Below are 25756 nucleotides of genomic sequence, written 5' to 3' on the forward strand. Positions count from 1 at the left end.
TATGCGCCGAACCAAAGCCGAAGCCGCCGAAACGCGGGAAGCCATACTGATCGCTGCCGAGCAGATGTTTCTGGAACGCGGAGTTAATCAGTCATCGCTGATGGAAATCGCGTCCCATGCAGGCGTGACCCGTGGCGCGATCTATTTCCACTTTCACGACAAGCTGGACATATTTCAGGCCATCATCGGACAGGCGCGCTTTCCACAAGAAGAGATCATGCTGCAGGCGGCGAGCGTCAATCATCCGAACCCGCTCAATGTGCTCGAACAATCCATTGTTTCGGCGCTGGAACTGTTCGTGACGAATGAGCGCCAGCAGGTCATTTTCACCATCATCAACCAGCGCTGCGAATATGTGGGCGAAATGGCCCCGGTGGTGGAGCGCATCAAGGAAGCCCGCGACAATGTGCTGTCGCTTTTCACCGGACTTCTGGACGTTGCGGAACGGCGCGGCGAGCTGTCGCCGGAATGGACAGCCAGCACCGCGGCTCCGATCCTGCTCGCCATTGTCAGCGGACTGCTGAACGAATGGCTGCGCAGCGAAAAGAATTTCGATCTGGTGGCGGGCGGCAGCAGGGCTGTGAGGACACATATCCAGTCGCTTCGCCGGAACGACTGAGATCGGTCAAACGCGGTAAAGCTACGCTCCGGTTCTCAAAATTTGCATTTCCGCCAGCGCGGCCCGTGTCCCTGACGCCGACATCCGGCCATTATCCAGCGTTTGCTAAAGTTTTTCAGGAAGACTCGACAGCTTATTATTTTACGTTTACGTCAATGTAAGCCTTGCGAAGAAGTGGAAACTCGACCACATTATTCTGGAGGGAGCTGACCGGGAGGACGGGCCAGCTTGGGAGATGGGCGGATGACGTTCCGCTGGAAGACATTCCGAAAACTGTGAAATGGCTTTCGGATGCGATGTGCACGAACAAACGATCAGAGCGCCGGTCCGGTGATGGGATCGCAGGCGCTCCAGCTGCAACGGACGGAGCGATCCGGGGAGAAAAAATGGCGAAAAAAGCGACAGGGCAAAGTGCATCTGCAACCGAAACCGTCATGGCGCAGCAGGCCAAGCCTGCACCCGGACAGTTGAACCGCTACTGGCTGCAATCCTATCCGGCTGGCGTTCCCCATGAGTTCGAGCTGAACCGCGCCATGTCCATTGGTGACATGATCGCCACCGCCTGCCGCCAGTTTCCCGACAATCCTGCCTTCACCTGCATGGGCAAGGACCTGACCTTTAAAGAGCTCGACGAGAATGCGCGGGCGCTCGCCGCATTCCTGCAATCGCGCGGTCTGGTCAAGGGCGATCGTGTCGCCATCATGATGCCGAATGTGCTGCAATATCCCATCGCGATCGCCGCCGTCCTGCGCGCGGGCTTCGTCGTGGTGAATGTCAATCCGCTCTATACGCCGCGCGAATTGGAACACCAGCTCAATGATTCCGGCGCCAAGGCGCTGATCGTGCTGGAGAATTTCGCTGCGACCGTTGAAAAGACCCTGCCCGCCGTCAAGCTGTCGACCATCATCGTGGCCTCCATGGGCGATATGCTGGGGCTCAAGGGCCACATCGTCAATCTGGTGGTGCGCAAGGTTAAGAAGATGGTTCCGGCCTGGAACCTTCCCGGCCATGTCAGCTTCAAGGATGCTCTGGCGCAAGGCAGGTCGAAGTCGTTCAATCCGGTTCCCGTCGAAGGTTCGGACCTCGCCTTTCTGCAATATACCGGCGGCACGACCGGCATTTCCAAGGGGGCGATGCTCACCCACAGCAATATTCTCGCCAATGTCGAGCAGATGGAACTGTGGAATGAGGTGGCCTTCCGCATCAAGGGCAGGCCGAAAGCGCTGAACTTTGTCTGCGCGCTGCCGCTCTATCACATCTTCGCGCTGACCGTGAATGCGATTTACGGCATGAAACTTGGCGCGCGCAACATCCTGATCCCCAATCCGCGTGACATTCCGGGCTTCGTTAAGGAACTGAAGAAATATCCGTTCCATATCTTCCCCGGCCTCAACACGCTGTTCAACGGGCTGATGAACAATCCCGATTTCCAGACGCTGGATTTCAAGCCGATGATCCTGACGCTTGGCGGCGGCATGGCCGTGCAGCGCCCGGTGGCCGAACGCTGGCATGACATGACCGGTTGCCTGATCACCGAAGGCTATGGTCTGTCGGAAACCTCGCCGGTCGCCAGCGCCAACGCGCTGGACGCGACCGAATTCAGCGGCACCATCGGCCTGCCGATGCCTTCGACCGAAATTGCGATCCGCGACGATGACGGCAATGATCTTCCGCTCGGCGAAGTCGGCGAAATCTGCGTGCGCGGCCCGCAGGTCATGAAAGGCTACTGGAACCGTCCTGACGAAACCGCCCGCGCCATCATGCCGGACGGATTTTTCCGCACCGGCGACATGGGCTTCATGGACGAGCGCGGCTATACGAAGATTGTCGACCGCAAGAAGGACATGATCCTCGTCTCCGGCTTCAACGTCTATCCGAACGAGATCGAGGAAGTCGCAGCAGGCCATCCGGGCATTGTGGAATCAGCCGCCATCGGCGTTCCCAACGAGCATTCCGGCGAAGTGGTGAAGCTTTATGTGGTGCGCCGCGATCCGAACCTGACGGCGGACGAGGTCAAGGCCTTCTGCGCCGAACGACTGACCAATTACAAGCGCCCGCGCGAAATCGAGTTCCGCGAAAGCCTGCCGAAGAGCAATGTGGGTAAAATCCTGCGCCGCGAATTGCGCGACTGATCGCAAAAATCAACAGCCGGGGTTTTCTCCCCGGCTTTTCTCTTTAGAGAGGTCCCGGGTAAAATGGAATCGGGCAACCGCTATCTATTTGTTTTTACGCATTATCCCACGCTAAAGCGCTACGCACTTTTGCTGGAAATGCTCTAGATCAGGCCGATGGCGGGGCAAGCGGCTGCACGATTTCCTGAAAAGGTGCGAGCGCCTCGCAGCGCCCGGCGAGTGTCGCCAGCGCCGGATATTTCTCGACGTCGACGAGATGCCCATGGGCCTCGCCAACAAACCGCAGCGCACAGGCAACCGCGATATCCGCGTGCCCGATATCGTTACCGAACCAGAACGGCGAACCGCGCGCGGAAAAGTCCTGCTCCAGAACGTCGAGCACACGCCCGATCTGTGTTTCGCACCGCTCCACCCAGACTGGTGACTGTTCCTTGCGCAAAAGCCCCTCATAGAGAAGGCTCACCGCCTTGTCGGCAAGCCCCGTGGCCAGCGCGCAAATCTTTAACGCCTGACGCCGTTCAATGCCGTGACCAGCGATCAGCGGTTTTCCCGCCTCGGCAATCTCATCGAGATAATCGAGGATCGCCGCACTTTCGATCAGCACATCGCCATCGTCGAGCAACAAGGTCGGCACACGGCTGAGCGGATTATAATCCGCCAGTCGGTCACGGTCGCCAAATGTAGACCACGGCCAATGCTCGAATGGCAGGCCATACAGGCGCATGGCGATTGCAACACGTCGGACGAAGGGTGAATCATATTGGCCGATAAGGATCATGGACTTAAGCTCGGATGAGGTTGTAATCCGGCCATGCTACCGCAGGACCCCGCTTCCGCAAGGGTCACTGCGATGAATTCTTCTGAACGAAAGATCAGAAAACGGAAAGCTTTACGGTATGGCTTTCAGCAGTTGCGGCAGACCGGCAATGGACTGAAGCACCACATCGGCATGCGGTTCCAGCGCCTCACGCGGGCTGTTGCCCGACAGGACGCCGATGGCCAGTCCCGCATCCGCCGCATGCGCTGTTTCGAGATCGTGCAGATTATCGCCCACCATGGCGATTTCACGCGGCTGAAGCCCCAGCTTCTCTGCGAAATGCAGCAATGGATCGGGAAAGGGTTTTGGGCGCGCTGCCGTGTCATAACCGATGATCACGTCAAAGAAGCCCTCAATGCCGAGCGCCCTGGCCGTCGCATGGGCGCCCGCCTCGGAATCATTCGTCGCAATGCCAAGCCGATAGCCCATGGCGCGCAGCGCTTCCAGCGTTTCGCGCAGGCCTTCGATGGCGACCGCCGAACGCGCGCCCTCCGCCACCGCATAGCGGTCATATTCGCCGATCAGGCTGCGCCGGTCAGCGTCGTCCAGTTCCGGATGCCAGAGCGAGACGATGTCCTCCACCGTTCCCGCCGCAATCACCGAATTGGCGCGAAAACGCTTTGCCGTCCAGTCATAGCCACCGGCATCGAGCAGGGAGCGCGCATGCGGCTCGTCGCCCTTTCCCAAACGCTGGGCAGAACGCTGCGCCAGTGTCCACGAAACCGAAAACCATGTGCGGTCGAAATCGATCAGTGTGCCGTCCTTATCGAAAAGAACGGCACGGATGTTTTTCAGGCGGTCGGCAAAGGGCGTCGCACTCATGCTTCGAGTGCGCCCGCACGCTTCTTGACGGAAGACGGCTTGGCACCGAGCAGTTTCAGGAGATCGTCGCCACGGCGCACATAACGCAGCGAGCGGCGCGTCAGGATGCGACCGGCCTGCGGCGCGGTCATGACGATGTCGTGTTCCGGTTCGCCCGGCACGGTGACAATCGTGACGAGCTTCGCGCCTGCTTCCACCTGATCGCCCGGCTCGACATGGAAGAACACCATGCCGCCTTGCGGTGCGCGGACCATTTCGACGTTCGAAAGCGGCGATATGAGGCCCTTATAGTCGAGGTCGAGCTTGACGCTCTCGTCGCGGATGACGCCGCGATGCACGAGAAACTTATAAAGACCTTCCGCATCGCCCTTGCCCATATCGGCGTAAACATCGGTCAGGCCGCGGAATTCCACCGTGGTCACGGCGCGGCGCTTCATATCGCGCTTGTCTTTCGGCAGTTGCAGAACGGGATGCGCGCAGGCTTCCTCAAAAGCAGCGTCAGCTGTGGTGTCCCATGCAAGGATCGCTGTGGAATTGAGCGCGACCGCCAGATCCTTCATGTCCTCCACGAATTCCTCCGCGATATAGACATAATTTTCGCTCTCGTCGTCGCAATGCAGGTCAAGCACGATATCGTTCGGCAATGCGAGCTTGAGAAGCGTCGCCTTGAGCCGCTTGGCCAAAGCTTCCGGCGCATCGGGACCGGGCAGTTCCGAGGTATCGAAATCCGGCAGCAGCGGGAATGCGCGATTGAAGTTCACCGCCGAGAACATCTCGAAACGGCCCTGATGCTGATAGGCCAGCCACTGGTTGGAACCCACCGGATTGGCCTGTGGCACCACGGTGATGTTGCCCAGAATGCGGCCTTCGTCGCCAGCCTTTTTCAGCATCGGGATGAGAAAATGAAGTGCGGCCTGTCCCGGCAGCTCCGAACCATGCAGCGAGGATTGCAGATAGGCTGTCGGCGCATCGCCACCCTTGCCTGCAAAGCGCAGCACACGCAGTTCGATGGCATTGCCCGGTACGTCGCCCGCAAATTCGATGATCTCAGTCTTCATTTCACATCCCATTTCATTTTCATACGAATGAAGCCGGGTCTGGTACAACAAACCCGGCTCCACATTATTTCTATTACGCAGGATTATGCCGTCAAGCTTTGCGTCGTGCGTGCAGATGCGCGACAAGACCTTGCGTGGAGGCGTCGCGGGTGCCTGCCGTCTCCTTGCCGGAAACCACCGGCAGCAATTCGGTGGCCAGTTCCTTGCCCAGTTCCACGCCCCACTGATCGAAGGCATTGATGCCGAAAATCTGCGCTTCCACGAACACACGGTGTTCATAAAGCGCGACGAGGCGACCCAGCGCATAAGGATCGAGCTTGTCGTGCACCAGCGTCAGCGACGGGCGGTTACCGGAGAAAACACGGTGCGGCGCGATCCGCTCGACTTCGCTTTCCGGCAGCTTCTTCGCCTGCAACTGGGCGCGGGCTTCGTCCAGCGTGCGACCCTTCATCAGTGCTTCCGACTGCGCAAGGCAGTTGGCCAAAAGCATTTCATGCTGATGATCGAGTTCCGGTTCGTGCCCTTTGGCGGCCACGATGAATTCCAGCGGGATCGTATCGGTGCCCTGATGCAGAAGCTGGAAGAAAGCGTGCTGGCCGTTGGTGCCGGGCTCGCCCCAGACAACCGGACCGGTCGGGCCGGAAACCGGCTTGCCGTCCACAGTCACACTCTTGCCGTTCGATTCCATGTCGAGCTGCTGGAAATAGGCCGCAAGGCGCGAAAGGCGCTGATCGTAGGGGATGATCGCGCGGCTGCCATAGCCGCAAATCGCCCGGTGCCAGTAGCCGATCAGGCCGAGCCACAGGGGCAGGTTCTTGTCCATCGGCGCATCGCGGAAATGCACATCCATGGCATGGGCACCGGCGAGGAACTTGCGGAAATTTTCGGGACCGACAGCGATCATCACCGGCAGACCAATCGCCGACCATACCGAATAGCGACCGCCGACCCAGTCCCAGAAACCGAAGACGCGCTCTTCGGCAATGCCGAAGGCCGCAACCTTGTCGAGCGCCGTCGACACGGCAGCGAAATGCGCGCCGACCGCCGCCTCGCCCAGCGCATCGGCTATCCATTTGCGCGCCGTCTGCGCATTGGTCATGGTTTCGATGGTGGTGAAGGTCTTCGAGGCGATGATGATCAGCGTCGTCGCCGGATCGAGCGGAGCCAGCGTGTCGGCAATATGTGCGCCATCGATGTTGGACACGAAATGAGCGCGCGGACCATCGTGATAAGGCGCCAGCGCCAGCGTCGCCATGACCGGGCCGAGATCGGAACCGCCAATGCCGATATTGACGATATCGGTGATCTTCTTGCCCGTCGAACCCTTTAGCGCGCCGGAACGGATGCCGTCAGCAAAGGCCGCCATGCGATCCAGAACCTGCTTCACATCCGGCAGCACATTGTGGCCGTCAACGAGCACTTCCTTCGACGATGTGTCGCGCAAGGCCACATGCAGCACGGCGCGGTCTTCGGTATTGTTGATGTGTTCGCCTGCGAACATGGCGGCGCGGCGGCCTTCCACGTCTGCGGCCAGCGCCAGTTCTTTCAGAAGCCCAATGGTCTCGTCATTGACCCGACATTTCGACCAGTCGAACAAGAGATCGTCCAGCGACAGCGAATAACGCTCGAACCGGCCCGGATCGGATTGAAATGCCGCGCGCATGTCGTGCGGGGCGTTCTCCGTCCAGTGCTTTTTCAGCTTAGCGACCGTTGCTTCAAGCTTCGTCGCGTCTCTTGCCATGATGCTACTCCCGAATCAAATCGATTTAATTCCGCATATTAGGGCAGTTTAAGAAAGTTTGTGGCAATTAAATCACCGAAACTTCCTATTTGGATAGATTGCCATATACATCTTATCAATCAAATTACATTGATAGCAGCACGCGTCTGGAGCAAAGCATGGACCTGACAGGTGAAGAACGCATAGCAGCGCCAAGACAGGCGGTTTGGGATGCGCTGAACGACATCGAGACGCTGAAAGACTGCATTCCCGGCTGCGAGGATATCGAGCGTCTGTCGCCAACCGAAATCCGCGCTGCGTTGAAAGTCAATCTCGGCATTGTCAAAGTCCGGTTCCACGGCATGCTGGAATTGTCCAACATGAACCCGCCCGCCTCCTATACGATTTCCGGCCATGGCGAGGGTTCTATTGCCGGTTTTGCGCATGGCGTGACCGACGTGATGCTGACCGAAGATGGCGACGAAACAATCCTGTCTTATACCATACGCGGCGATGCGGGCGGCAAGATTGCCCAGCTCGGCACCAAGCTGCTCGGTTCTGTCGCGCGCAAAGTGGCCGACCGCTTCTTCGCCAATATTGCCGAAGCTGCATCCGAAGCCTCTGCGAGAACAGCATAATTTCAAACCATCTATCTGCCTTGAAAAGCGGTGCCGCGCATCGCCTATTTCTTGACAGTTTTTGAGCGCCGCATTTCCGAACACAAAACCGTTTCACACTTTTGCTGGCAATGCTCGGGAATCATAAATTGACCAGATGATAAAAAATTTGACCTTCCGAAAAAATCTGTCATCCTAACCATAACCGGAGCAAGCAACAGCAAGATTGCAGCCTGGACATGAGCGGCATTGCGCAAAGGGAACCCGCATGTCGCATGGAGCACCAAGGCGTCCGCAAGGGCGCACAAAGGTCGCTCCGAAGCATTTCTACGCATCGTGATTTCCAAAGGTCGATCCGGACTTTTGGGCCAATACTGTAGATAAAAATGGGAGATGCGATCCATGAATCCTTCCACGAGGGGATCCGCAGGCAGTTCATCCATTGATGCAGAAACGGGCCACACGCCTGACATTCACGGCGCGCGCCTTGCCGCCGGTGAATATGCGCATGTGTTCGACGATCTGCATCCGCCGCTGACGCGGCACGAAGCCATTGTCGAATCCGACCGCTGCTATTTCTGCTATGACGCGCCCTGCATGAAGGCCTGCCCGACGGGCATCGACATTCCGCTGTTCATCCGGCAGATCAATGCGGGCAATCCGGTCGGTGCGGCCAAGACAATCCTGAGCGAAAACATTCTGGGCGGCATGTGCGCCCGCGTCTGCCCGACGGAGACGCTCTGCGAAGAAGTCTGCGTGCGCGAAACGGCAGAGGGCAAGCCGGTCAAGATCGGCAATCTGCAACGCTATGCCACCGATGTTCTGATGGCCGAAGGCAAGCAGCCCTTCAAGCGTGGAGCGGAAACCGGCAAGCATATTGCCGTGGTGGGCGCTGGTCCCGCCGGTCTTTCGGCAGCGCATCGTCTGGCCATGAAGGGCCATCAGGTCACCGTGTTCGAGGCGCGGCCGAAGGGCGGCGGTCTCAACGAATATGGTATTGCGGCCTATAAGACCGTCAATAATTTCGCCCAGCGCGAACTGGAATTCGTGCTGGAAATCGGCGGCATCACGATCGAATACAACCAGACGCTCGGTCAGGACATCACCATCGAAGCGCTGAAAGCGGGCCATGATGCGGTGTTCCTCGGCATGGGGCTGCCGGGCGTGAACGATCTTGGCCTTGCCGGCGAAGATGCGCCCAATGTGCTCGACGCGGTCGATTACATCGCCAATCTGCGTCAGGCCAAGGACCTCTCCGCCCTCCCCGTCGGGCGCAATGTGGTCGTCATCGGCGGCGGCATGACGGCCATCGACGTCGCCATCCAGACCAGGAAGCTCGGCGCGGAAAATGTTACCGTCGTCTATCGGCGCGGTCAGGAAAGCATGAATGCCAGCGCCTACGAGCAGGAACTGGCGCAGATCCATGGCGTCGTGCTCCGGCACTGGCTGCGACCCCATGCGCTGGAACGCAGCGGCGACGGCACCGTCCATGCCGTGACCTTTGAATATACCGGCAATCAGGACGGCAAGCTGGTCGGCATGGGCGAATATTTGACGCTGGAAGCTGATCAGGTATTCAAGGCCATCGGCCAGACATTCGATCCAGAACCGCTGCGCGGCTCCGGTATCGGCATGGCCAAGGGCCGGATCAGCGCAGATGCGGAAGGCCGAACCACGGTTGAAGGCATATGGGCGGGGGGCGACTGCGTTGCAGGCGGCAAGGACCTGACGGTCGCATCGGTAGAGGCGGGCAAGATTGCCGCTGAATCGATCCATGCCACGCTGACGCGGCGTCCGCAGGCCGTGGAAGGCTTTGCGGAAGCCGTGCTTTCCGGCGGCGCGCACCACACGGCTGCTCCCTCGCGGGACCGCAACGTCCCGTCCGATCAATGGGCAACGACCCAGCTTGGCAACGAGCAAGGCTGAGGAGGTTCAAGACATGGCTGATCTTTCAACGAATTTTCTCGGCATCAAATCACCCAATCCTTTCTGGCTGGCTTCGGCCCCGCCGACCGACAAGGCCTATAATGTCGAGCGCGCCTTCAAGGCGGGCTGGGGCGGCGTCGTGTGGAAGACGCTGGGTGCCGAAGGCCCACCGGTGGTAAACGTCAACGGCCCGCGCTATGGCGCGATCCATGGCGCAGACCGGCGGCTGCTCGGCCTCAACAATATCGAGCTGATCACCGACCGTCCGCTGGAGGTCAATCTGCGCGAGATGAAAGAGGTCAAGATGCGCTGGCCGGACCGCGCGCTGATCGCCTCGATCATGGTGCCTTGCGAGGAGGAAGCCTGGAAGGCGATCCTGCCTCTGGTCGAGGAAACCGGCGCGGATGGCATCGAGCTGAACTTCGGCTGCCCGCATGGCATGAGCGAACGCGGCATGGGTGCCGCCGTCGGTCAGGTGCCGGAATATGTCGCCATGGTCGTCAAATGGTGCAAGCAATATAGCCGCATGCCGGTGATCACCAAGCTGACGCCCAATATCACCGATATTCGAAAGCCCGCGCGCGGCGCGCATGCGGCGGGTACGGATGCCGTGTCGCTGATCAACACGATCAACTCCATCGTCTCGGTCGATCTCGACCGCATGTCGCCGGTGCCCTCCATTGACGGTCGCGGCAGCCATGGCGGCTATTGCGGCCCGGCGGTAAAGCCCATTGCGCTCAACATGGTGGCGGAAATCGCCCGCGATCCCGAAACCCACGGCCTGCCGATTTCAGGCATTGGCGGCATCACGACATGGCGCGACGCAGCCGAGTTTATAGCGCTCGGCTGCGGCACGGTGCAGGTCTGCACGGCGGCCATGACCTACGGCTTCAAGGTCGTGCAGGAAATGATCGACGGCCTGTCGGACTGGATGGATTCGAAAGGCTATGAAACGCTCGACGATTTCCGCGGCATGGCCGTACCGCAGGTTACCGACTGGCAGTATCTGAACCTGAACTATGTCACCAAGGCGCGCATCGATCAGGATCTCTGCATCAAATGTGGTCGCTGTCACATCGCCTGCGAGGACACCTCGCATCAGGCGATCACCAATCTCGTCAATGGCGCGCGCCATTTCGAGGTGATCGACGAGGAATGCGTCGGCTGCAATCTCTGCGTCAATGTCTGCCCGGTCGAGAACTGCATCACCATGGAGCAGATCGGCGGCGTCGATCCACGCACCAAGGCGCCGATCATGCCTGATTACGCCAACTGGACCACCCATCCAAACAATCCGATGGCGGTCAAGGAAGCGGCTGAATAAACGCTATCCAGCAAAGACAAAGCGCCGGGCGAAACCCGGCGCTTTGCAAGCTAGAGCATTTCCAGCAAAAGTGCGTAGCGGTTTTGCGTAGGATAATGCGTAAAAACAAATAGATAGAGCAGTTCCACGATTCCGTTTTAACAGGAACCGCTCGCGTCACGAATCCTTGAAACGCGCCTGAATGCTCTGTGACAGCAGTGCCACCGGGCGGGTCTGATCGCCGGGCGGGTTCCACAGCAGTTCCTCAATCTCGCTGGAAGCGACCGGCACCTGACCGTCCTTCAGCGTGAGATGGAAAAGCTCTGCTTCCACGGTGGCGTCCACCTCATTGGCGGCTGCGGCCGACATCGTCGCCGCATAGCGCAATTGGCTGGCGTCGATGCGAATGCCAAGTTCTTCCTCGATCTCGCGAATAAGCGCGATTTCCGGCTGTTCGTCCGCATCGATCTTGCCGCCGGGCTGGAAGAATATCGCGCTGCCGCGCTTGCGCACGAGCAGGAACCGGCCTGCCTCGTCGCGGATGATGGCTGCTGAAATGCGAATCGTTTTCATGATGCGGCAACTTCTTCCCGTGGGCGGATTCCGTCAAGGATGATGGCGCTGACAGCAGCTGCCGTTTCGTCGTAAAAGCCGGGCTTCTGGGTCCGGTCACCGAGAATGGCGGAAACCTGCACCGAGAAATCGGAATAATGCTGCGTCACCGCCCATATCGTGAAAATCAGATGATAAGGATCAACCGGCGCGATGCGCTTTTCGGCGATCCACCGATGAATGACGGCTGCCTTTTCATCGACAAGCTGCTTCAGATGCCCTTTCAGAAAATCGGAAATGGCGGGAGCACCGTGCAGGATTTCATTGGCGAACAGGCGCGAGGCTTCTGGCTTTTTGGCCGATATTTCCAGCTTCACCGCAATATAGCGGCGCAATTCATCCAACGGGTCGCCCTCCGGGTCGATATTCTCGAAAGGCTCCAGCCATGTGGCCAGCGTATCTTCCAGCACGGTGACATAGATGTTCTGCTTGCGCGGAAAATAATAGAGCAGGTTCGGCTTCGACATGCCCGCCTTCTCGGCGATCTGGTCGATGGTCGAGCCGCGAAATCCATAGTTTGAAAACACTTCCAGCGCCGCGTCGAGAATGAGCCGGCGATTGATGCCCTGAATACGCGTCGCACCTTCCGTCTTTTCAGACGCGGTTGGGTCCGCAGATGGGGGCGCTGAAGGGGCTGTGGCCATTTGACACCTTTCGGCAGTGTAGAATTTTTCAAAAGCGCTTGACCGTCTTCGAACGCTCTTCTAGCCTGCATTTTGACCAACTAGTCAAGTTTTTGCAATTCAGGCAAGAATATTGTGGCCAAAGAGCCAGGTCGCGGGAACTTATAAGCGAGTGGATACGAGCCTTAGGCAGATTTGGCGCGGCGTCCAACGCATCCATACAATGAGGAGGTCGAGCGCATGGTGCTCACCAGCAATCTCAGAGTCAATGGCGACCGCCTGTGGGACAGCCTGATGGACATGGCCAGGATTGGCCCTGGTCTGCGCGGCGGCAATAACCGTCAGACGCTGACCGATGAAGACGGCGAAGGCCGCAAGCTTTTCCAGTCCTGGTGCGAAAAGGCTGGACTGTCGATGACCGTCGACACGATGGGCAACATGTTTTTCCTGCGCCCCGGCGAAGACGCCGATGCCGACCCCGTCTATATGGGCAGCCATCTCGACACGCAGCCGACCGGCGGCAAATATGACGGCGTTCTGGGTGTGTTGGGCGGCCTCGAAGTCATGCGCACACTGAACGACATGAACATCCGCACCAAGCGCCCCATCGTGGTCACCAACTGGACCAATGAGGAAGGCACCCGCTTCGCGCCTGCCATGCTGGCTTCGGGCGTGTTCGCAGGCGTGCTGGATCAGGACTGGGCCTATCAGCGCACTGACGCCAAGGGCAAAAAATTCGGCGATGAGCTGGAGCGCATCGGCTGGAAAGGCGACGAGCCGGTCGGCAAACGGAAAATTCACGCCATGTTCGAACTGCATATCGAACAGGGGCCGATCCTTGAGGCTGAAAACAAGGATATCGGCGTTGTGAGCCATGGTCAGGGCCTGTGGTGGCTGCAAGTGACGCTGACGGGCAAGGAAGCGCATACCGGTTCCACGCCGATGAAGATGCGCAAGAATGCCAGCCTCGGCCTTGGCAAGATGCTGCAACTCGTCAACGAAATCGCCATGGCGCATCAGCCGGATGCGGTTGGTGGCGTCGGTCATATCGATGTTTCGCCGAATTCGCGCAATGTCCTGCCGGGCACGGTCGTGTTCACGGTGGATTTCCGCTCGCCCAATCAGGATGTGCTGGACGGCATGAAGGCGCGTTTCGAAAAGGAAGCGCCGAAGATTGCCGAGGAACTGGGCATCGGCATCGAAATCGAAGTGGCTGGCCATTTTGATCCCGTCACCTTCGACAAGGGCTGTGTGGAAGCCATCCGCAATGCCGCCGAACGGCTTGGCTACAGCCATCGCGATCTTGTTTCCGGCGCTGGCCACGACGCCTGCTGGGTCAATCGCGTTGCACCGACGGCAATGGTCATGTGCCCCTGCGTCGACGGGTTGAGCCACAATGAGGATGAGGAAATTTCGAAGGAATGGGCGTCGGCGGGAACCGACGTGCTTCTGCATGCCGTATTGGAGACTGCTGAAATTGTAAGCTGATTTCACTGCCATCCAATACAGCACCTGTGTTCATACAAAACCAAAAAGGGGAACGAACAGTGGCTAAGACTGGAGCATCCAAGGTCATCAAAGGCGGCACCGTCATTACCGCCGACCGCACCTTTAAAGCCGACGTTCTCATCGAAGGCGAGAAGATTGCTGCCGTTGGCGACAATCTGACCGGCGATGAAATTATCGACGCGACCGGCTGTTATATCATGCCCGGCGGCATCGATCCGCATACCCATCTGCAAATGCCCTTCATGGGCACCTATTCGTCCGACGATTTCGACACCGGCACGGCGGCGGCCCTTGCGGGCGGCACGACCATGGTGGTCGATTTCGTGCTGCCGGATTCCGAAGGCAACCTCCTCGACGCGCTTCAGGAATGGTTCCAGAAGGCGGGCAAGGCGCGCACCGATTATTCGTTCCACATGGCGATTACCGGTTGGAACGAGCGCACCTTCAACGAGATGGCCGAAGTGGTGAAGCGCGGCATCAACACCTTCAAGCATTTCATGGCCTATAAGGGCGCGCTGATGGTGAATGACGACGAGATGTTCGCCTCGTTCCAGCGCTGCGCGGAATTGGGCGCCATGCCGCTCGTTCATGCCGAGAACGGCGATGTTGTCGCCCATTTGCAGGCCAAGCTGATGGCCGAAGGCAATAACGGGCCGGAAGCCCATGCCTATTCCCGCCCGCCGGAAGTGGAAGGCGAAGCCACCAACCGCGCCATCATGATCGCCGATCAGGCAGGCGTACCGCTTTATGTCGTGCATGTTTCCTGCGAGCAGAGCCACGAAGCAATCCGCCGCGCCCGACAGAAGGGTATGCGCGTGTTTGGCGAACCGCTGATCCAGCATCTGACGCTGGATGAAAGCGAATATCATAACAAGGACTGGGATTATGCGGCGCGCCGCGTGATGTCGCCGCCGTTCCGTGACAAGGTCAATCAGGATAGCCTGTGGGCGGGTCTTGCTGCGGGCAGCCTCCAATGCGTGGCGACCGACCATTGCGCCTTCACCACCGAGCAGAAGCGCTATGGCATCGGCAATTTCACCAAAATTCCGAACGGCACCGGCGGTCTGGAAGAGCGCCTTCCGGTTTTGTGGACGCGTGGTGTTCGTACCGGTCGTCTGACGCCGAACGAATTCGTGGCGGTGACTTCGACCAATATTGCGAAGATCCTCAACATCTACCCGCAAAAGGGTGCTGTCCTGCCGGGGGCCGATGCCGATCTGGTCATCTGGGACCCGGAAGCCACCAAAAAGGTTTCGGCCAAGACACAGCACTCCTCCATCGACTACAATGTGTTCGAAGGTTTTGAGCTGAAGGGCCTGCCGGTCGTGACGCTCTCTCGCGGTCGCGTTGCCTATAACAAGGGCAAGGTTACCGCCGAGCCGGGCGACGGTCGCTTCATCGAACGCGAGCCGAACGGCGCGGTGAACAAGGCGCTGTCGCAGTGGAAGGAAATCGTCGCTCCGCGTAAGGTGGAACGCAGCGCAGAACATATGCCGATAGGGGTCTGACACATGGCTCTAGCTCAGCTTCGGGAACCGCGCATGAATGTGAATGACAGCATGGCCCCGGAGAGGGGCTTGGAGAATGCGCAGACGGTAATCGACATCAAGGATCTGTCTTTGGTTTTCGAGACCAATGACGGGCCGGTCCATGCGCTGTCCAATATCAACCTCGCGATCCAGCGCGGCGAGTTCGTTTCCTTTATCGGTCCTTCGGGTTGCGGCAAGACCACGCTGATGCGTGTGGTCGCCGATCTCGAACAGCCGACCTCCGGTTCGGTGAGCGTCAACGGCATGACGCCCGCCAATGCCCGTCTCGACCGCTCCTACGGCTATGTGTTTCAGGCGGCAGCCCTGTTTCCATGGCGCACGATCGAGGACAATATCAGCCTGCCGCTGGAAATCATGGGCTATTCCAGGGCGGAGCGTCAGGCGCGGATCGAGAAGAACCTCGCGCTCGTCAATCTGACCGGCTTTGGCAAGAAGTTTCCATGGCAGCTTTCCGGCGGCATGCAGCAGCGCGCTTCCATCGCGCGCGCCCTGTCGTTTGACCCCGACATGCTTTTGATGGACGAACCCTTTGGCGCGCTCGATGAAATCGTGCGCGACCACCTCAACGAACAGCTTCTGAAACTCTGGGCCGCGACGCGCAAAACCGTCATCTTCGTGACCCATTCGATCCCGGAAGCCGTGTTTCTTTCCACCAAGATCGTGGTGATGAGCCCGCGTCCGGGCCGCATTCATGAAATCATCGACTGCGACCTCGGACCGGATCGGACGCTGGATATTCGTGAATCGGAGGCTTTCCTGAAAATCGCCCATCGCGTGCGCGAAGGCCTGCGGCTGGGGCATATTCATGAGTAGAGCTTTCGGCCTATATGCAGGAGGCCGCAAATGAAAGCCTTCCTGCACGACAAATTCATTCCCGTGACGACGGTTCTCGCCGTGTTCGTCGCGCTCTGGTATGGGCTGGCCGTTTTTCTCAATGCGCCATTCGAGCGCGATCAGGCAGAGCGCGCCGGGACCGAGGTTTCGTTTTCCACGCTCGTCGCCAATACGATGAACCAGGAGCGCCCGGTTCTGCCAGCACCGCATCAGGTGGCGCAGGAAATCTGGAAGACCGTTTTCGACGTCAAGCCCACGTCCAAGCGCAGCCTCGTCTATCATGGATGGGTCACGCTGTCCTCCACGCTGCTGGGCTTCGCGCTGGGTTCGCTTCTTGGCATCGCGCTTGCGGTCGGCATCGTCCATTCGCGCACGCTCGACAAGAGCCTGATGCCGTGGATCATCACCTCGCAGACGATCCCGATCCTCGCCATTGCGCCAATGATTATCGTTGTTCTGAATGCCATCGGCATATCGGGCCTGCTGCCGAAAGCCTTCATTTCGACCTATCTTTCCTTCTTCCCCGTTGCCGTTGGTATGGTGAAGGGGCTGCGGTCGCCGGATGTCATGCATCTCGACCTCATGCGAACCTATAATGCGTCCCGCGCACAGGTGTTCTGGAAGCTGCGCTGGCCTGCGGCCATGCCGTTCCTGTTCACATCGATGCAAATTGCCGTTGCCATCAGCCTTGTTGGCGCAATCGTCGGCGAATTGCCGACCGGCGCCGTGGCCGGACTTGGCGCGCGCTTGCTCGCCGGTTCATATTACGGGCAGACGGTGCAGATATGGGCGGCGCTCATCGCCGCCGCATTGATGGCGGGTGTGCTGGTCGCACTGGTCGGGCTGGTAGCGCGCATCGTCAATAGCCGCATGGGCGCGAAACCGGAAAGGGCTGCTGCATGATGACCGGCATTCTCTCCGTTATCGCCATCATTGTGGTGTCGTGGGTGATTGTGGGTTGGGTTTCCAGCCTCAAGGCCCGCACCCCGCAGGGCCAGAAACTTCTCGACATCGCGGTCCCTGCCCTGTTCGGCATCGCCATGCTGGTGCTGTGGGAAGCAGCCGTCCGGCTGTTCGCCATACCGCAAGTGCTGCTGCCTGCACCTTCCGCCATCTGGGCGCGGATTGTCGATTCCGTGCCGATCCTCTGGGCGGATTTCCGCCAGACCTTCATGAAGGCGGTCATCATCGGTTATGTCGCCGGTTGCGGGCTGGGCTTCATCACGGCCATCATCGCAGACCGCATCCCTTTCCTGCGCAAGGGCCTGTTGCCGCTCGGCAATCTGGCGGCGGCGCTGCCCATCGTTGGCGTCGCGCCAATCATGGTGATGTGGTTCGGTTTCGACTGGGAGTCGAAGGCTGCCGTCGTCATCATCATGACCTTCTTCCCCATGCTGGTGAATACGGTTGCAGGCCTTGCCAGCACCGGATCGATGGAGCGCGACCTGATGGAGACCTATGGCTCCAATTACTGGCAGACGCTGGTGAAGCTGCGCCTGCCCGCCGCCATGCCCTTCATCTTCAACGCGCTGAAGATCAACTCAACGCTTGCGCTGATTGGCGCTATCGTGGCCGAATTCTTCGGCACGCCGATTGTCGGCATGGGCTTCCGCATTTCGGCTGAGATCGGCCGCATGAATGTGGACATGGTCTGGGCCGAAATTTTCGTCGCCGCCCTGGCGGGATCGCTCTCTTACGGGCTGATCGCGCTGATCGAGCGCAAAGTGACATTCTGGCACCCTTCTTACAGGCGGGGGTGAAGCCTTTCCGGCGAAAGCGCGAAGTGCTTTCGCCGGAAAGACGCAGATGTAAGCAGATCCGGTATCCGCCACCATAAGGCGGGACCGTCAACCAGAGGAGAACCAAGCATGAAGAAGGCACTATCCATAGGCCTTGCAACAGCCGGACTTGCATTGGCACTCATGAGCACGACCGCCATGGCCGCCGACAAGCTGACCTTGCAGCTCAAATGGGTTACGCAGGGCCAGTTCGCAGGCTATTACGTGGCCAAGGACAAGGGTTTCTACGAGGAAGAAAAGCTTGACGTCGAGATCAAGCCGGGCGGTCCGGACGTGGCCCCGCCACAGGTGATCGCCGGTGGCGGTGCGGATGTGGTGGTGGACTGGATGCCGTCGGCGCTCGCCACCCGCGAAAAGGGCGTGCCGCTGGTCAACATCGCGCAGCCTTTCAAGAAGTCGGGCATGATGCTGACCTGCCGCAAGGAAACGGGCATCACCAAGCCGGAAGATTTCAAGGGCCGCACACTGGGCGTCTGGTTCGGCGGTAATGAATATCCGTTCCTGTCCTGGATGAACCATCTGAAAATCCCGACCACGGGCGGCAAGGATGGGGTCACTGTTCTCAAGCAGGGCTTCAATGTCGATCCGCTGATCCAGAAGCAGGCCGACTGCATTTCCACTATGACCTATAATGAATATTGGCAGGTTATTGATGCCGGTATTCCTGCCGACCAGCTCGTCGTCTTCCCCTATGAAGAACAGGGCGTCGCGACGCTGGAAGACGGGCTCTATGTGCTTGAAAAGAGCCTTGATGACCCGGCCATGGTCGACAAGCTGGCACGCTTTGTCCGCGCTTCGATGAAGGGCTGGCAATATGCGTCCGAACACCCGGATGAAGCCGCCGAAATCATTCTCGACAATGATTCTTCCGGCGCGCAGAAGCAGGAAGTTCAGGAGCGCATGGTCAAGGAAATCGGCAAGCTGATCGACGGCTCGGACGGCACGCTCGATGTTGCCGCTGCCGACCGCACGGTCGAAACGCTGCTTGGTGGCGGCTCCGATCCGGTCATCACCAAGAAGCCGGAAGGCGCCTGGACCACAAAGGTCACTGATGCGATGAAGAAATAATCATTGCCATCTCACAATGAAAAAACCCGGAAGCGTGCTTCCGGGTTTTTGTTTGCGTAGCCAGTATTTTTACTTCAGCTTCTCTTCCAGAGCCACGGCCCGAACAAGCTCGCGTTGCAGACGCGCTTCTTCCTCGACCTTCGGCTTGGTGAAGCGTCCGAGCAGCAGATAGGCCACCGGCGTCACATAAAGCGTCGCAATGGTTGCAAGGCCAAGACCCCCGACGATCACCCAGCCGAGCGCCACGCGGGCTTCCGCGCCCGCTCCGCTTGCCAGCACCAGCGGCACGCCACCCAACACGGCGCAAATCATGGTCATGCAGACCGGACGCAGGCGGATATTGGATGCTTCCTCGACCGCCTCGCGTACGCTCAGCCCCTTGTCGCGCAGCTGATCGGCGAATTCGACGATCAGAATGCCGTTCTTGGCCATGATGCCGACCAGCAGCACAAGGCCGATTTGGCTATAGACATTCAGGCTGGTGCCGGTCAGCATCATCGCGACAACCGCACAGCCCAGACCGAGCGGCACCGTCGCCATGACGATCAGCGCGCTGACGAAGCTTTCGAACTGCGCGGCCAGCACCAGCAGAATGATGATGATGGCAAAGCCGAACACCATGGCAAGGCCGGTGGAGGTTTCGCTGAGCGTCGAGGCTTCGGCCAGCGGAATGATATGGCTGCCCGGCGGCAGCAGCGGTGCGGCGATTTCCTGCGCTGCCGTGAAGGCATTGCCGAGCGCGAAATCCGCACGCAGGCCTGTGGTGATGGCCACCGAACGCTGGCGCGTTTCACGGTCGAGCTGCGGCGGCACCGCCTTTTCAACGACGGTTGCGATGGACGACATCGGCACATAGCGACCGTCCGCCGCTTTCATGAAGATGTTTTCCAAATCCGTCGGATCGTTGATCGGATTGGTTGTCGCGACAAACTTCACGTCGAAGCTGCGGTCTCCGACATAGACAGAGCCGATCTTGCGCCCGTCCAGCACCGACTGCACGGCATTGGCAAGGCCGGTAATGTCGATGCCAAGATCGGAGGCGCGCTCACGGTTGATCTCGACGGAAAGCTGCGGCTGCGTCGGCTCCACCGACAGGCGCGGCTGCACGAAGCGCGGATCTTTTTCCAGCGCCGCAACCACGGCCTGCGCGGCGGGCTGAAGCTTGGCGTAGTCGCTGCCGACAATGGCGAATTGCAGTCCGTTACCCGCGCCGCGAATGCCAAGACTGTTCGGCTGCGTCGAAAAAATGCGCACGGCGGTGATGTTCTGCACCCGCTTGGTGATATCCGCCATGATCTCCTGCTGGCTGCGGTGACGCTCCTTCCATGGCGCGAGCGTCAGCACCATGAAACCATTGTTGGAGGAGCCGCCGGAACCGGCAATGGCATAGGTGGTGACAATCTCGCCATCGTCGCGCAGTGGCTGGATGGCTTCCTCGATCTTGTTGAGCTGCGATTGCAGGAAATCAACACTGATGCCTTGCGGGCCATTGATGCGCAGCAGCGCCACCGCGCGGTCTTCCGACGGCGTCAGTTCCTGACGGATCGTGCCAAAGACCACGACCGACGCGCCACCGAAAAGCAGCGCCACCAGCACGACCACCCATGGCGCGGCCAGACAGGCATGGAGCGTCTTGCGATAGAAACCGGCGAGCGCGCCGCCAATCCGGCGCAGGAACAGCGGTCCATGCGCGCCTTCAGTCTCGCCGCTTCCCTCTTTCAGAAAGCGCGAGGCCAGCATCGGACACAGCGTCAGCGCGACGACAGACGACAGCAAAACAGCGATGGCCAGCACGAAGCCGAACTCACGAAACAGGCCGCCCGCCTGCCCCGGCAAAAACGAAATCGGCACAAACACGGCGGCAAGTGTCAGGGTGGTCGCGATGACGGCAAAGAACACTTCCTGCGTGCCCAACACGGCAGCAGCACGCGGCCCCATGCCCTGATTGCGTCGACGCACGACATTTTCCAGCACCACGATGGCGTCATCGACCACAAGGCCGGTGGCAAGCACCAGCGCCAGCAATGTCAGGATGTTGATGGAAAAGCCCGCAAGATAAATCGCTGCGACGGTGCCGATCAGCGCCACCGGCATGGAGAGCGCCGGAATGAGCGTGGCGCGAATATCCCACAAAAACATGAAGATGATCGCCACCACGATGATCACCGAAGCAATCAGCGCAATCTCGACTTCGTGGATGGCACCATTGATGAAGCTTGCATCATCGCTGGTGACGGCGATGTTCACGCCCGGCGGCAATGTCGTTTGAAGATTGGCAACGGCGGCGCGCACGCCCTGCGAAATATCGAGCGTGTTGGACTGCGCCTGACGCACGATACCAAGGCCGATTGCCATTTTGCCGTTGGAACGCACGGCAGAACTTTCCACATCGGGGCCGAGCGTGACAGTGGCGATATCACGGACCTGCGTACGGCCCTTGATATAGACATTCTCGAAATCTTCGGGCTTTTCCAGATTGGCCGTCGCGCGCACCACGATGGCCTGATCGGAGCTGCGCAGCGATCCGGCTGGCGCGTCCAGCCCCATGGAATTGAGCGCGGTCGCGACATCGGCCAGCGTCAGCCCGTAGCTTGCAAGGCGCGCCTGATTGATATCGATGCGAAAAATCTTGGCGCGGTCGCCATTGATCTGCACATCGGCCACGCCCGGCACTGCCGACAGCACATCCTGAATCTGGTCTTCGATCAGCACGGTCATGTCATCGACCGACATGGTGTCGGACGTCACGGCCAGTCGCATCACGGGATCGGCGTTCGAATCCGCCTTGATGATGCGGGATGGATCGGCCTCTTCCGGCACCGTGTTGGCGACGCGTGAAATCGCATCGCGCATATCGGCGGCGGCAACGTTGAGATCGACACCGTCATTGAACTCAACCGTCACGCGGCTGCGCTCGAAGGACGAGGTGGATGAAATCGACTTGACGCCGGAAACACGCGCAACGGCGTTTTCCAGCACCTGCGTCAGCTGGCGGTCGATGGTTTCGGCGGACGCGCCGCTGAAATCCGTGCTGATCGTAACCACCGGACGATCCACATCGGGCAATTCACGAATATCGACGCCGGTGAAAGCGGCAAGGCCCGCAACAACGATCAGAACATTGACGACAAAGGCGAAGACCGGACGACGAATGAAAAGCGCCGTCGAACCGCCCCGCTCGGCGGATGATGATTTATGGTTGCTCACCGGCGCGCCCTCAACCGGCAACGCGCTTTATGGGCGCAGGCTCGGCGCGGGCGGTGCCCTGCTCGTCCATCACGCGCACGGGCGCTTCATCGCGCACGGTCTGCACCCCTTGCGTGACGATCATGTCGCCCTGCTTGACCGGACCGTCCAGAAGAATGCTCGTCGCATTGCGCTGCACGACACGCACGGCGACCTTTTTTGCCAAACCCTGCTCGATGCGCCAGATATAAGAGCCGTCCGCGCCCCACTGGATCGCCAGCGGATCGACAGACGGAAACCGGCTGCCGGGGAAAAGCACGGTGACGTAGAACGACATGCCGGCGCGCAGGCGATCTTCGGAATTATCGACCTCGGCCCGTACATGCATCGTGCGGCTCGCCTCATCGATCATATTGTCCACGGCGTTGATTTCGCCCTTGTGGGTTTCCCCCGGAAAGGCCGTCGTTTCCGCTGTCAGCGGCTGGCCAACCTTGATCTGCGGCGCAAAACGCTCGGGCACCCAGATATCGACCAGCATCTTCGAGCGGTCGTCAATGCGCGCAATGGAGGTCTGCGCGGTGACATAGTTGCCAGCATTGACGGGCAGAATGCCGACCACGCCGGAAATCGGCGAGCGCACCGTGCGGCGGCTCAAGGCAAGCTGCGCGTCCTTCAGTGCAAGCTGCGCATTGGCGACGGCCAGTTCGGCTTCGACCGCCTGAACACCGGTTGCGGTGTTGGTGGCGCGCAGCCGCTCAATACGCTGCCGGGTCGTCTCGGCATCTTTCAGGGCCGTTTCAGCCTTGGCGACGGCAATTGTCTCGGTATCCGAATCGAGTTCTGCAATCGGGTCGCCAACCTTGACGCGGTCGCCCGCCTTGACGAAAAGCTTGTTCATATAACCGCTGGAATAAGGCGTGATCGAAACCGTGCTGAGCGCACGTGCAGAACCAATGGCGGTCAGGCGATTGTTGATCGTTTCCTCGCTGGCCGGTTCGACGACGACCAGCGGCGCCCTCGCGCCGGATCGGGCAGCGGATTGCTGAGTGCGGGGCGTGTCAGTGCCTGCGGCGGCGTTTTCCGGCGCAGCGTTCTTCGGTTTATAGGCGTACCAGCCGCCCGCAGCGGCCAGAACAATAAGCAGGCAGAGTGCAATCTGCTTCCACGATTTCATTCAGCTCTCCGGCAGGCCCCGTCCCGTCGCTGCCCGACAGGCCTGTCTTTTCAAAAATATACTTTTTTGCACGACACGTCGAATGCCCGACCATTCGCGACAACCTATCGGCAAGATGGTTACCGCCTGCCCATGACAGGGATTCGATGGAGAAATAGCTAACACATCCCCATATTGCTTTTTTGCATCGCCTCCCAAGAAGGTCGAATTAAATTTCGGTAATCCTTGCACCCAACAAGTGACGACCACATTTAAATCGATACAATAAAGCCTGTTGGAAATCTCCCCCGCCACCATATATAGGAAGCTATATTTATTGCAGTATCGAGACTCATAGACATATCGGACGCGCTGCACCGGCCAACAGCCCCAGTCGCCGTCTATTTGGAATCAGGTTATGGCGGTTGTTGAAAAGACCATAGTTCCGGGCGTTGCTCCGATAGAGACCGCTGCGCCGGACGGAAGCGCCGAGGATCGCACCTCGCCGGCGCAATTTACGCGGCTGCGCTGGCAGAACCGCCTTTCCAGCAAATTACTTCTGCTTATCGTTCTCGCCGTTCTGGTAGCGGAAGTTCTGATTTTCGTGCCGTCCATCGCCAATATGCGCCTGCGCTGGCTGACATCGCGCCTCGATACGGTGGGCGCAGTCAGCGAAGTGCTGGCGGCAAGCGCCAATATGGACGTGCCGCGCGCCATTCAGGACAAGGTGCTGCTCGTTACCGGCACCAAGGCGATTGCGCTGCGCGAAGCTGGCGCGTCACGCCTTCTCGCCATGTCGGAAGTGCCTGGCAAGATCGATCAGGTCATCGACCTCGACAATGTCAGCGAAGCGGCGTCCATCTGGGACGCCTTCAGCACGCTTTTTCACGGTGGCGACCGGACATTGCGCATCTACGGTTCCGTTTCGCCCACCACGTCGCCGGGGCGCGTGATTGAAATCGTCACCTCCGATGCGCCCATGCGCCGCGCCATGTTGCTCTATGCCCGTAACGTGGCCGTCATTTCGCTGATTATTTCGGTGATCGCCGCCAGCCTGATCTATCTCATCATCCATGAAATGCTGCTGCGCCCGGTGCGCATCATGCATCGCAACATGATCGATTTCGCAACGACACCCGACAATCCAGCGCTCATTCTCGTGCCGGAAAACCGCAAGGACGAGTTCGGCATTGCCCAACGACAGATTGCCCACATCCAGAGCGACCTGCAACGCACGCTGAAGGAACAGAAGCATCTGGCCGATCTCGGGCTTGCCGTATCGAAGATCAATCACGACATGCGCAATATCCTGGCTTCGGCGCAATTGATGTCGGACCATCTGTCTGACGCCAAGGACCCGATGGTGAAGCGCTTCGCGCCGAAGCTGATCCGCACACTCAGCCGCGCCATCAGCTATTCGGAAAGCGTCATCGCCTATGGGCGCTCGCAGGAAGCGCCGCCAACGCCGCGCCGTGTCAACCTGCACGCCATCGTCACGGATGTGCAGGAGAGCCTCAATCTGGAAAGCGAAAGCGGCATCGAGTTCGACAATCGCATTCCTGACGACTTCGAACTGAATGTCGATTCGGAACAGCTGTTCCGCGTGCTGAGCAATCTTTGCCGCAATTCCGTGCAGGCCATGGAGCGCGACGCTACCGGCGGTGCCGCCGCAGTGAAGCGCCTGACGCTCTCATCTGGACGAATCGGCACCACGGCGATCATCGGCGTTGAGGATACGGGGCCGGGCCTGCCGCAAAAGGCGCGCGACAATCTCTTCACAGCGTTCAAGGGCTCAACACGCAGCGATGGCACCGGACTGGGCCTTGCCATCGCGCAGGAGCTTATTCGCGCCCATGGCGGCAGTATCGAGCTTCGCGAAGACCGCCCGATCGGCGCGCATTTCGAGATTCGTCTGCCTGATTTGCCTGCACAGCGCGAAAGAGAACAAGCGCGGCGCGAAGAAACCGTGTGACTGGGGAAAAACCCCAGGGAAAACAACGGTGAAAAAGCCCGGAAATCCGGGCTTTGACAAGAAATCTTCACAGAACGGCATTTTTTTCTCACAAGACGCTTGCATTTAGCAATGGGTCCGATTATCAACCGCCCATCGCCGCAGCGAGCGGCACCAAGGCAAGCACCCGTAGCTCAGCTGGATAGAGCACCAGACTACGAATCTGGGGGTCAGAGGTTCGAATCCTTTCGGGTGCGCCATTTCTTTTCAATAACTTGTCTGGATAGCGGCTCTGTACGGCTTTACGATAGATGTCCGCTAAGTACAGAAATCAGGTTTACCTCTGGCGCAACATAGATCGACCCGGCTATCTCCGTTCATTCGTAGAGTTTGACCATGATTGAATTCGGTCTGCCGCAACAAAAGAGGTTGGTCCAAATCGACATCTGACACAGAA

The 25756-nt window shown here is 59.2% G+C and carries 20 protein-coding genes and 1 tRNA gene; 13 read left to right on the forward strand and 8 right to left on the reverse strand.

Translation table 11 applies throughout. The features are described from left to right. Nucleotide 1 precedes the first annotated feature (1 nt). Together WIX40_RS12300 and WIX40_RS12305 are read left to right on the forward strand one after the other, a co-directional pair. The gene (locus tag WIX40_RS12300) at nt 2–619 is read left to right on the forward strand and encodes a TetR family transcriptional regulator (RefSeq protein WP_109368329.1); all 618 of its coding nucleotides are present in this window, start codon (nt 2–4) and stop codon (nt 617–619) included. Nucleotides 620–1005: 386 nt separating this feature from the next. Beyond that, entirely contained in the window at nt 1006–2751 is a 1746-nt protein-coding gene (locus tag WIX40_RS12305; RefSeq protein WP_339440013.1) for a long-chain fatty acid--CoA ligase, read from the forward strand. 148 nt (nt 2752–2899) lie between these two features. Here WIX40_RS12305 and WIX40_RS12310 read toward each other — a convergent pair whose 3' ends face one another. The 4 genes from WIX40_RS12310 to pgi all read right to left on the reverse strand — a co-directional run bounded on the left by WIX40_RS12310 (nt 2900) and on the right by pgi (nt 7189). Continuing rightward, the gene (locus WIX40_RS12310; RefSeq protein ID WP_109368327.1) at nt 2900–3529 is read right to left on the reverse strand and encodes a glutathione S-transferase family protein; all 630 of its coding nucleotides are present in this window, start codon (nt 3527–3529) and stop codon (nt 2900–2902) included. A gap of 111 nt (nt 3530–3640) precedes the next feature. Beyond that, entirely contained in the window at nt 3641–4390 is a 750-nt protein-coding gene (locus WIX40_RS12315; protein WP_339440014.1) for an HAD family hydrolase, read from the reverse strand. Next, nucleotides 4387–5448 carry a succinylglutamate desuccinylase/aspartoacylase family protein gene (locus WIX40_RS12320; RefSeq protein WP_171316717.1) on the reverse strand — a complete coding sequence of 354 codons (1062 nt, stop codon included), beginning with the start codon at nt 5446–5448 and terminating at the stop codon, nt 4387–4389. The genes WIX40_RS12315 and WIX40_RS12320 overlap by 4 nt, the downstream gene beginning before the upstream one ends. A gap of 91 nt (nt 5449–5539) precedes the next feature. Continuing rightward, nucleotides 5540–7189, reverse strand: coding sequence for a glucose-6-phosphate isomerase (gene pgi / locus WIX40_RS12325; protein ID WP_339440015.1), 1650 nt, complete (start codon nt 7187–7189; stop codon nt 5540–5542). 158 nt (nt 7190–7347) lie between these two features. On the opposite strand from pgi, the gene WIX40_RS12330 reads away from it, so the two are divergent. The 3 genes from WIX40_RS12330 (at nt 7348) to preA (ending at nt 11035) form a co-directional block, all read left to right on the forward strand. Further along, complete coding sequence (locus tag WIX40_RS12330) at nt 7348–7806, forward strand: SRPBCC family protein (protein ID WP_109368324.1); 459 nt, start codon at nt 7348–7350, stop codon at nt 7804–7806. 381 nt (nt 7807–8187) lie between these two features. Further along, the gene (locus WIX40_RS12335) at nt 8188–9711 is read left to right on the forward strand and encodes an NAD(P)-dependent oxidoreductase (RefSeq protein WP_371834131.1); all 1524 of its coding nucleotides are present in this window, start codon (nt 8188–8190) and stop codon (nt 9709–9711) included. Nucleotides 9712–9724: 13 nt separating this feature from the next. Further along, nucleotides 9725–11035, forward strand: a complete 1311-nt coding sequence (gene preA / locus WIX40_RS12340; RefSeq protein ID WP_109368322.1) for an NAD-dependent dihydropyrimidine dehydrogenase subunit PreA — start codon at nt 9725–9727, stop codon at nt 11033–11035. Nucleotides 11036–11191: 156 nt separating this feature from the next. Here preA and WIX40_RS12345 read toward each other — a convergent pair whose 3' ends face one another. Together WIX40_RS12345 and WIX40_RS12350 are read right to left on the reverse strand one after the other, a co-directional pair. Beyond that, the gene (locus tag WIX40_RS12345; RefSeq protein ID WP_339440017.1) at nt 11192–11587 is read right to left on the reverse strand and encodes an NUDIX hydrolase; all 396 of its coding nucleotides are present in this window, start codon (nt 11585–11587) and stop codon (nt 11192–11194) included. Beyond that, a complete protein-coding gene (locus WIX40_RS12350) occupies nt 11584–12270 on the reverse strand; it encodes a TetR family transcriptional regulator C-terminal domain-containing protein (protein WP_339440019.1) in 687 nt (228 codons plus the stop codon). Before WIX40_RS12350 ends, WIX40_RS12345 begins: the two co-directional genes overlap by 4 nt. 219 nt (nt 12271–12489) lie before the next feature. Here WIX40_RS12350 and WIX40_RS12355 point away from each other — a divergent pair, with 219 nt between their 5' ends. From WIX40_RS12355 to WIX40_RS12380, 6 genes are all read left to right on the forward strand, one after another. Then, nucleotides 12490–13737 carry a Zn-dependent hydrolase gene (locus WIX40_RS12355; protein WP_121537222.1) on the forward strand — a complete coding sequence of 416 codons (1248 nt, stop codon included), beginning with the start codon at nt 12490–12492 and terminating at the stop codon, nt 13735–13737. A 59-nt stretch (nt 13738–13796) separates the two neighbouring features. Next, a complete protein-coding gene (gene hydA, locus WIX40_RS12360; RefSeq protein WP_109368318.1) occupies nt 13797–15266 on the forward strand; it encodes a dihydropyrimidinase in 1470 nt (489 codons plus the stop codon). Between the two features lie 3 nt (nt 15267–15269). Beyond that, on the forward strand, nt 15270–16121 hold the full coding sequence (locus WIX40_RS12365) for an ABC transporter ATP-binding protein (protein WP_371830896.1): 852 nt from the start codon (nt 15270–15272) through the stop codon (nt 16119–16121). Between the two features lie 30 nt (nt 16122–16151). Continuing rightward, a complete protein-coding gene (locus WIX40_RS12370; RefSeq protein WP_121537216.1) occupies nt 16152–17045 on the forward strand; it encodes an ABC transporter permease in 894 nt (297 codons plus the stop codon). Beyond that, nucleotides 17042–17902: an ABC transporter permease gene (locus WIX40_RS12375; protein WP_109368315.1), complete on the forward strand. Its 861-nt coding sequence runs from the start codon at nt 17042–17044 to the stop codon at nt 17900–17902. The genes WIX40_RS12370 and WIX40_RS12375 overlap by 4 nt, the downstream gene beginning before the upstream one ends. A 108-nt stretch (nt 17903–18010) precedes the next feature. After that, on the forward strand, nt 18011–19009 hold the full coding sequence (locus tag WIX40_RS12380) for an ABC transporter substrate-binding protein (RefSeq protein ID WP_109368314.1): 999 nt from the start codon (nt 18011–18013) through the stop codon (nt 19007–19009). A gap of 69 nt (nt 19010–19078) precedes the next feature. Here WIX40_RS12380 and WIX40_RS12385 read toward each other — a convergent pair whose 3' ends face one another. Beyond that, on the reverse strand, nt 19079–22216 hold the full coding sequence (locus WIX40_RS12385) for an efflux RND transporter permease subunit (protein WP_339440020.1): 3138 nt from the start codon (nt 22214–22216) through the stop codon (nt 19079–19081). A 10-nt stretch (nt 22217–22226) separates the two neighbouring features. Beyond that, nucleotides 22227–23369, reverse strand: a complete 1143-nt coding sequence (locus WIX40_RS12390; protein ID WP_339440021.1) for an efflux RND transporter periplasmic adaptor subunit — start codon at nt 23367–23369, stop codon at nt 22227–22229. 397 nt (nt 23370–23766) lie between these two features. On the opposite strand from WIX40_RS12390, the gene WIX40_RS12395 reads away from it, so the two are divergent. Next, nucleotides 23767–25320: a sensor histidine kinase gene (locus tag WIX40_RS12395; RefSeq protein ID WP_109368312.1), complete on the forward strand. Its 1554-nt coding sequence runs from the start codon at nt 23767–23769 to the stop codon at nt 25318–25320. Nucleotides 25321–25482: 162 nt separating this feature from the next. Continuing rightward, nucleotides 25483–25559 (forward strand) — tRNA-Arg (locus WIX40_RS12400). The last annotated feature ends 197 nt before the right edge of the window (nt 25560–25756 follow it).

The sequence above is a fragment of the Ochrobactrum teleogrylli genome (genome assembly GCF_037482325.1).
In the GTDB taxonomy this organism is placed as follows: Bacteria; Pseudomonadota; Alphaproteobacteria; order Rhizobiales; family Rhizobiaceae; genus Brucella; species Brucella teleogrylli.

What these genes read in the sequence shown, in the direction of transcription:
- WIX40_RS12355 (WP_121537222.1), top strand. Translation starts at nt 12,490, where the DNA reads ATGGTGCTCACCAGCAATCTCAGAGTCAATGGCGACCGCCTGTGGGAC.
- WIX40_RS12310 (WP_109368327.1), bottom strand. Translation starts at nt 3,529, where the DNA reads ATGATCCTTATCGGCCAATATGATTCACCCTTCGTCCGACGTGTTGCA.
- WIX40_RS12380 (WP_109368314.1), top strand. Translation starts at nt 18,011, where the DNA reads ATGAAGAAGGCACTATCCATAGGCCTTGCAACAGCCGGACTTGCATTG.
- WIX40_RS12375 (WP_109368315.1), top strand. Translation starts at nt 17,042, where the DNA reads ATGATGACCGGCATTCTCTCCGTTATCGCCATCATTGTGGTGTCGTGG.
- preA (WP_109368322.1), top strand. Translation starts at nt 9,725, where the DNA reads ATGGCTGATCTTTCAACGAATTTTCTCGGCATCAAATCACCCAATCCT.
- WIX40_RS12365 (WP_371830896.1), top strand. Translation starts at nt 15,270, where the DNA reads ATGGCTCTAGCTCAGCTTCGGGAACCGCGCATGAATGTGAATGACAGC.
- WIX40_RS12345 (WP_339440017.1), bottom strand. Translation starts at nt 11,587, where the DNA reads ATGAAAACGATTCGCATTTCAGCAGCCATCATCCGCGACGAGGCAGGC.
- WIX40_RS12320 (WP_171316717.1), bottom strand. Translation starts at nt 5,448, where the DNA reads ATGAAGACTGAGATCATCGAATTTGCGGGCGACGTACCGGGCAATGCC.
- WIX40_RS12370 (WP_121537216.1), top strand. Translation starts at nt 16,152, where the DNA reads ATGAAAGCCTTCCTGCACGACAAATTCATTCCCGTGACGACGGTTCTC.
- WIX40_RS12335 (WP_371834131.1), top strand. Translation starts at nt 8,188, where the DNA reads ATGAATCCTTCCACGAGGGGATCCGCAGGCAGTTCATCCATTGATGCA.
- WIX40_RS12350 (WP_339440019.1), bottom strand. Translation starts at nt 12,270, where the DNA reads ATGGCCACAGCCCCTTCAGCGCCCCCATCTGCGGACCCAACCGCGTCT.
- WIX40_RS12330 (WP_109368324.1), top strand. Translation starts at nt 7,348, where the DNA reads ATGGACCTGACAGGTGAAGAACGCATAGCAGCGCCAAGACAGGCGGTT.
- WIX40_RS12315 (WP_339440014.1), bottom strand. Translation starts at nt 4,390, where the DNA reads ATGAGTGCGACGCCCTTTGCCGACCGCCTGAAAAACATCCGTGCCGTT.
- WIX40_RS12390 (WP_339440021.1), bottom strand. Translation starts at nt 23,369, where the DNA reads ATGAAATCGTGGAAGCAGATTGCACTCTGCCTGCTTATTGTTCTGGCC.
- WIX40_RS12300 (WP_109368329.1), top strand. Translation starts at nt 2, where the DNA reads ATGCGCCGAACCAAAGCCGAAGCCGCCGAAACGCGGGAAGCCATACTG.
- WIX40_RS12305 (WP_339440013.1), top strand. Translation starts at nt 1,006, where the DNA reads ATGGCGAAAAAAGCGACAGGGCAAAGTGCATCTGCAACCGAAACCGTC.
- WIX40_RS12395 (WP_109368312.1), top strand. Translation starts at nt 23,767, where the DNA reads ATGGCGGTTGTTGAAAAGACCATAGTTCCGGGCGTTGCTCCGATAGAG.
- pgi (WP_339440015.1), bottom strand. Translation starts at nt 7,189, where the DNA reads ATGGCAAGAGACGCGACGAAGCTTGAAGCAACGGTCGCTAAGCTGAAA.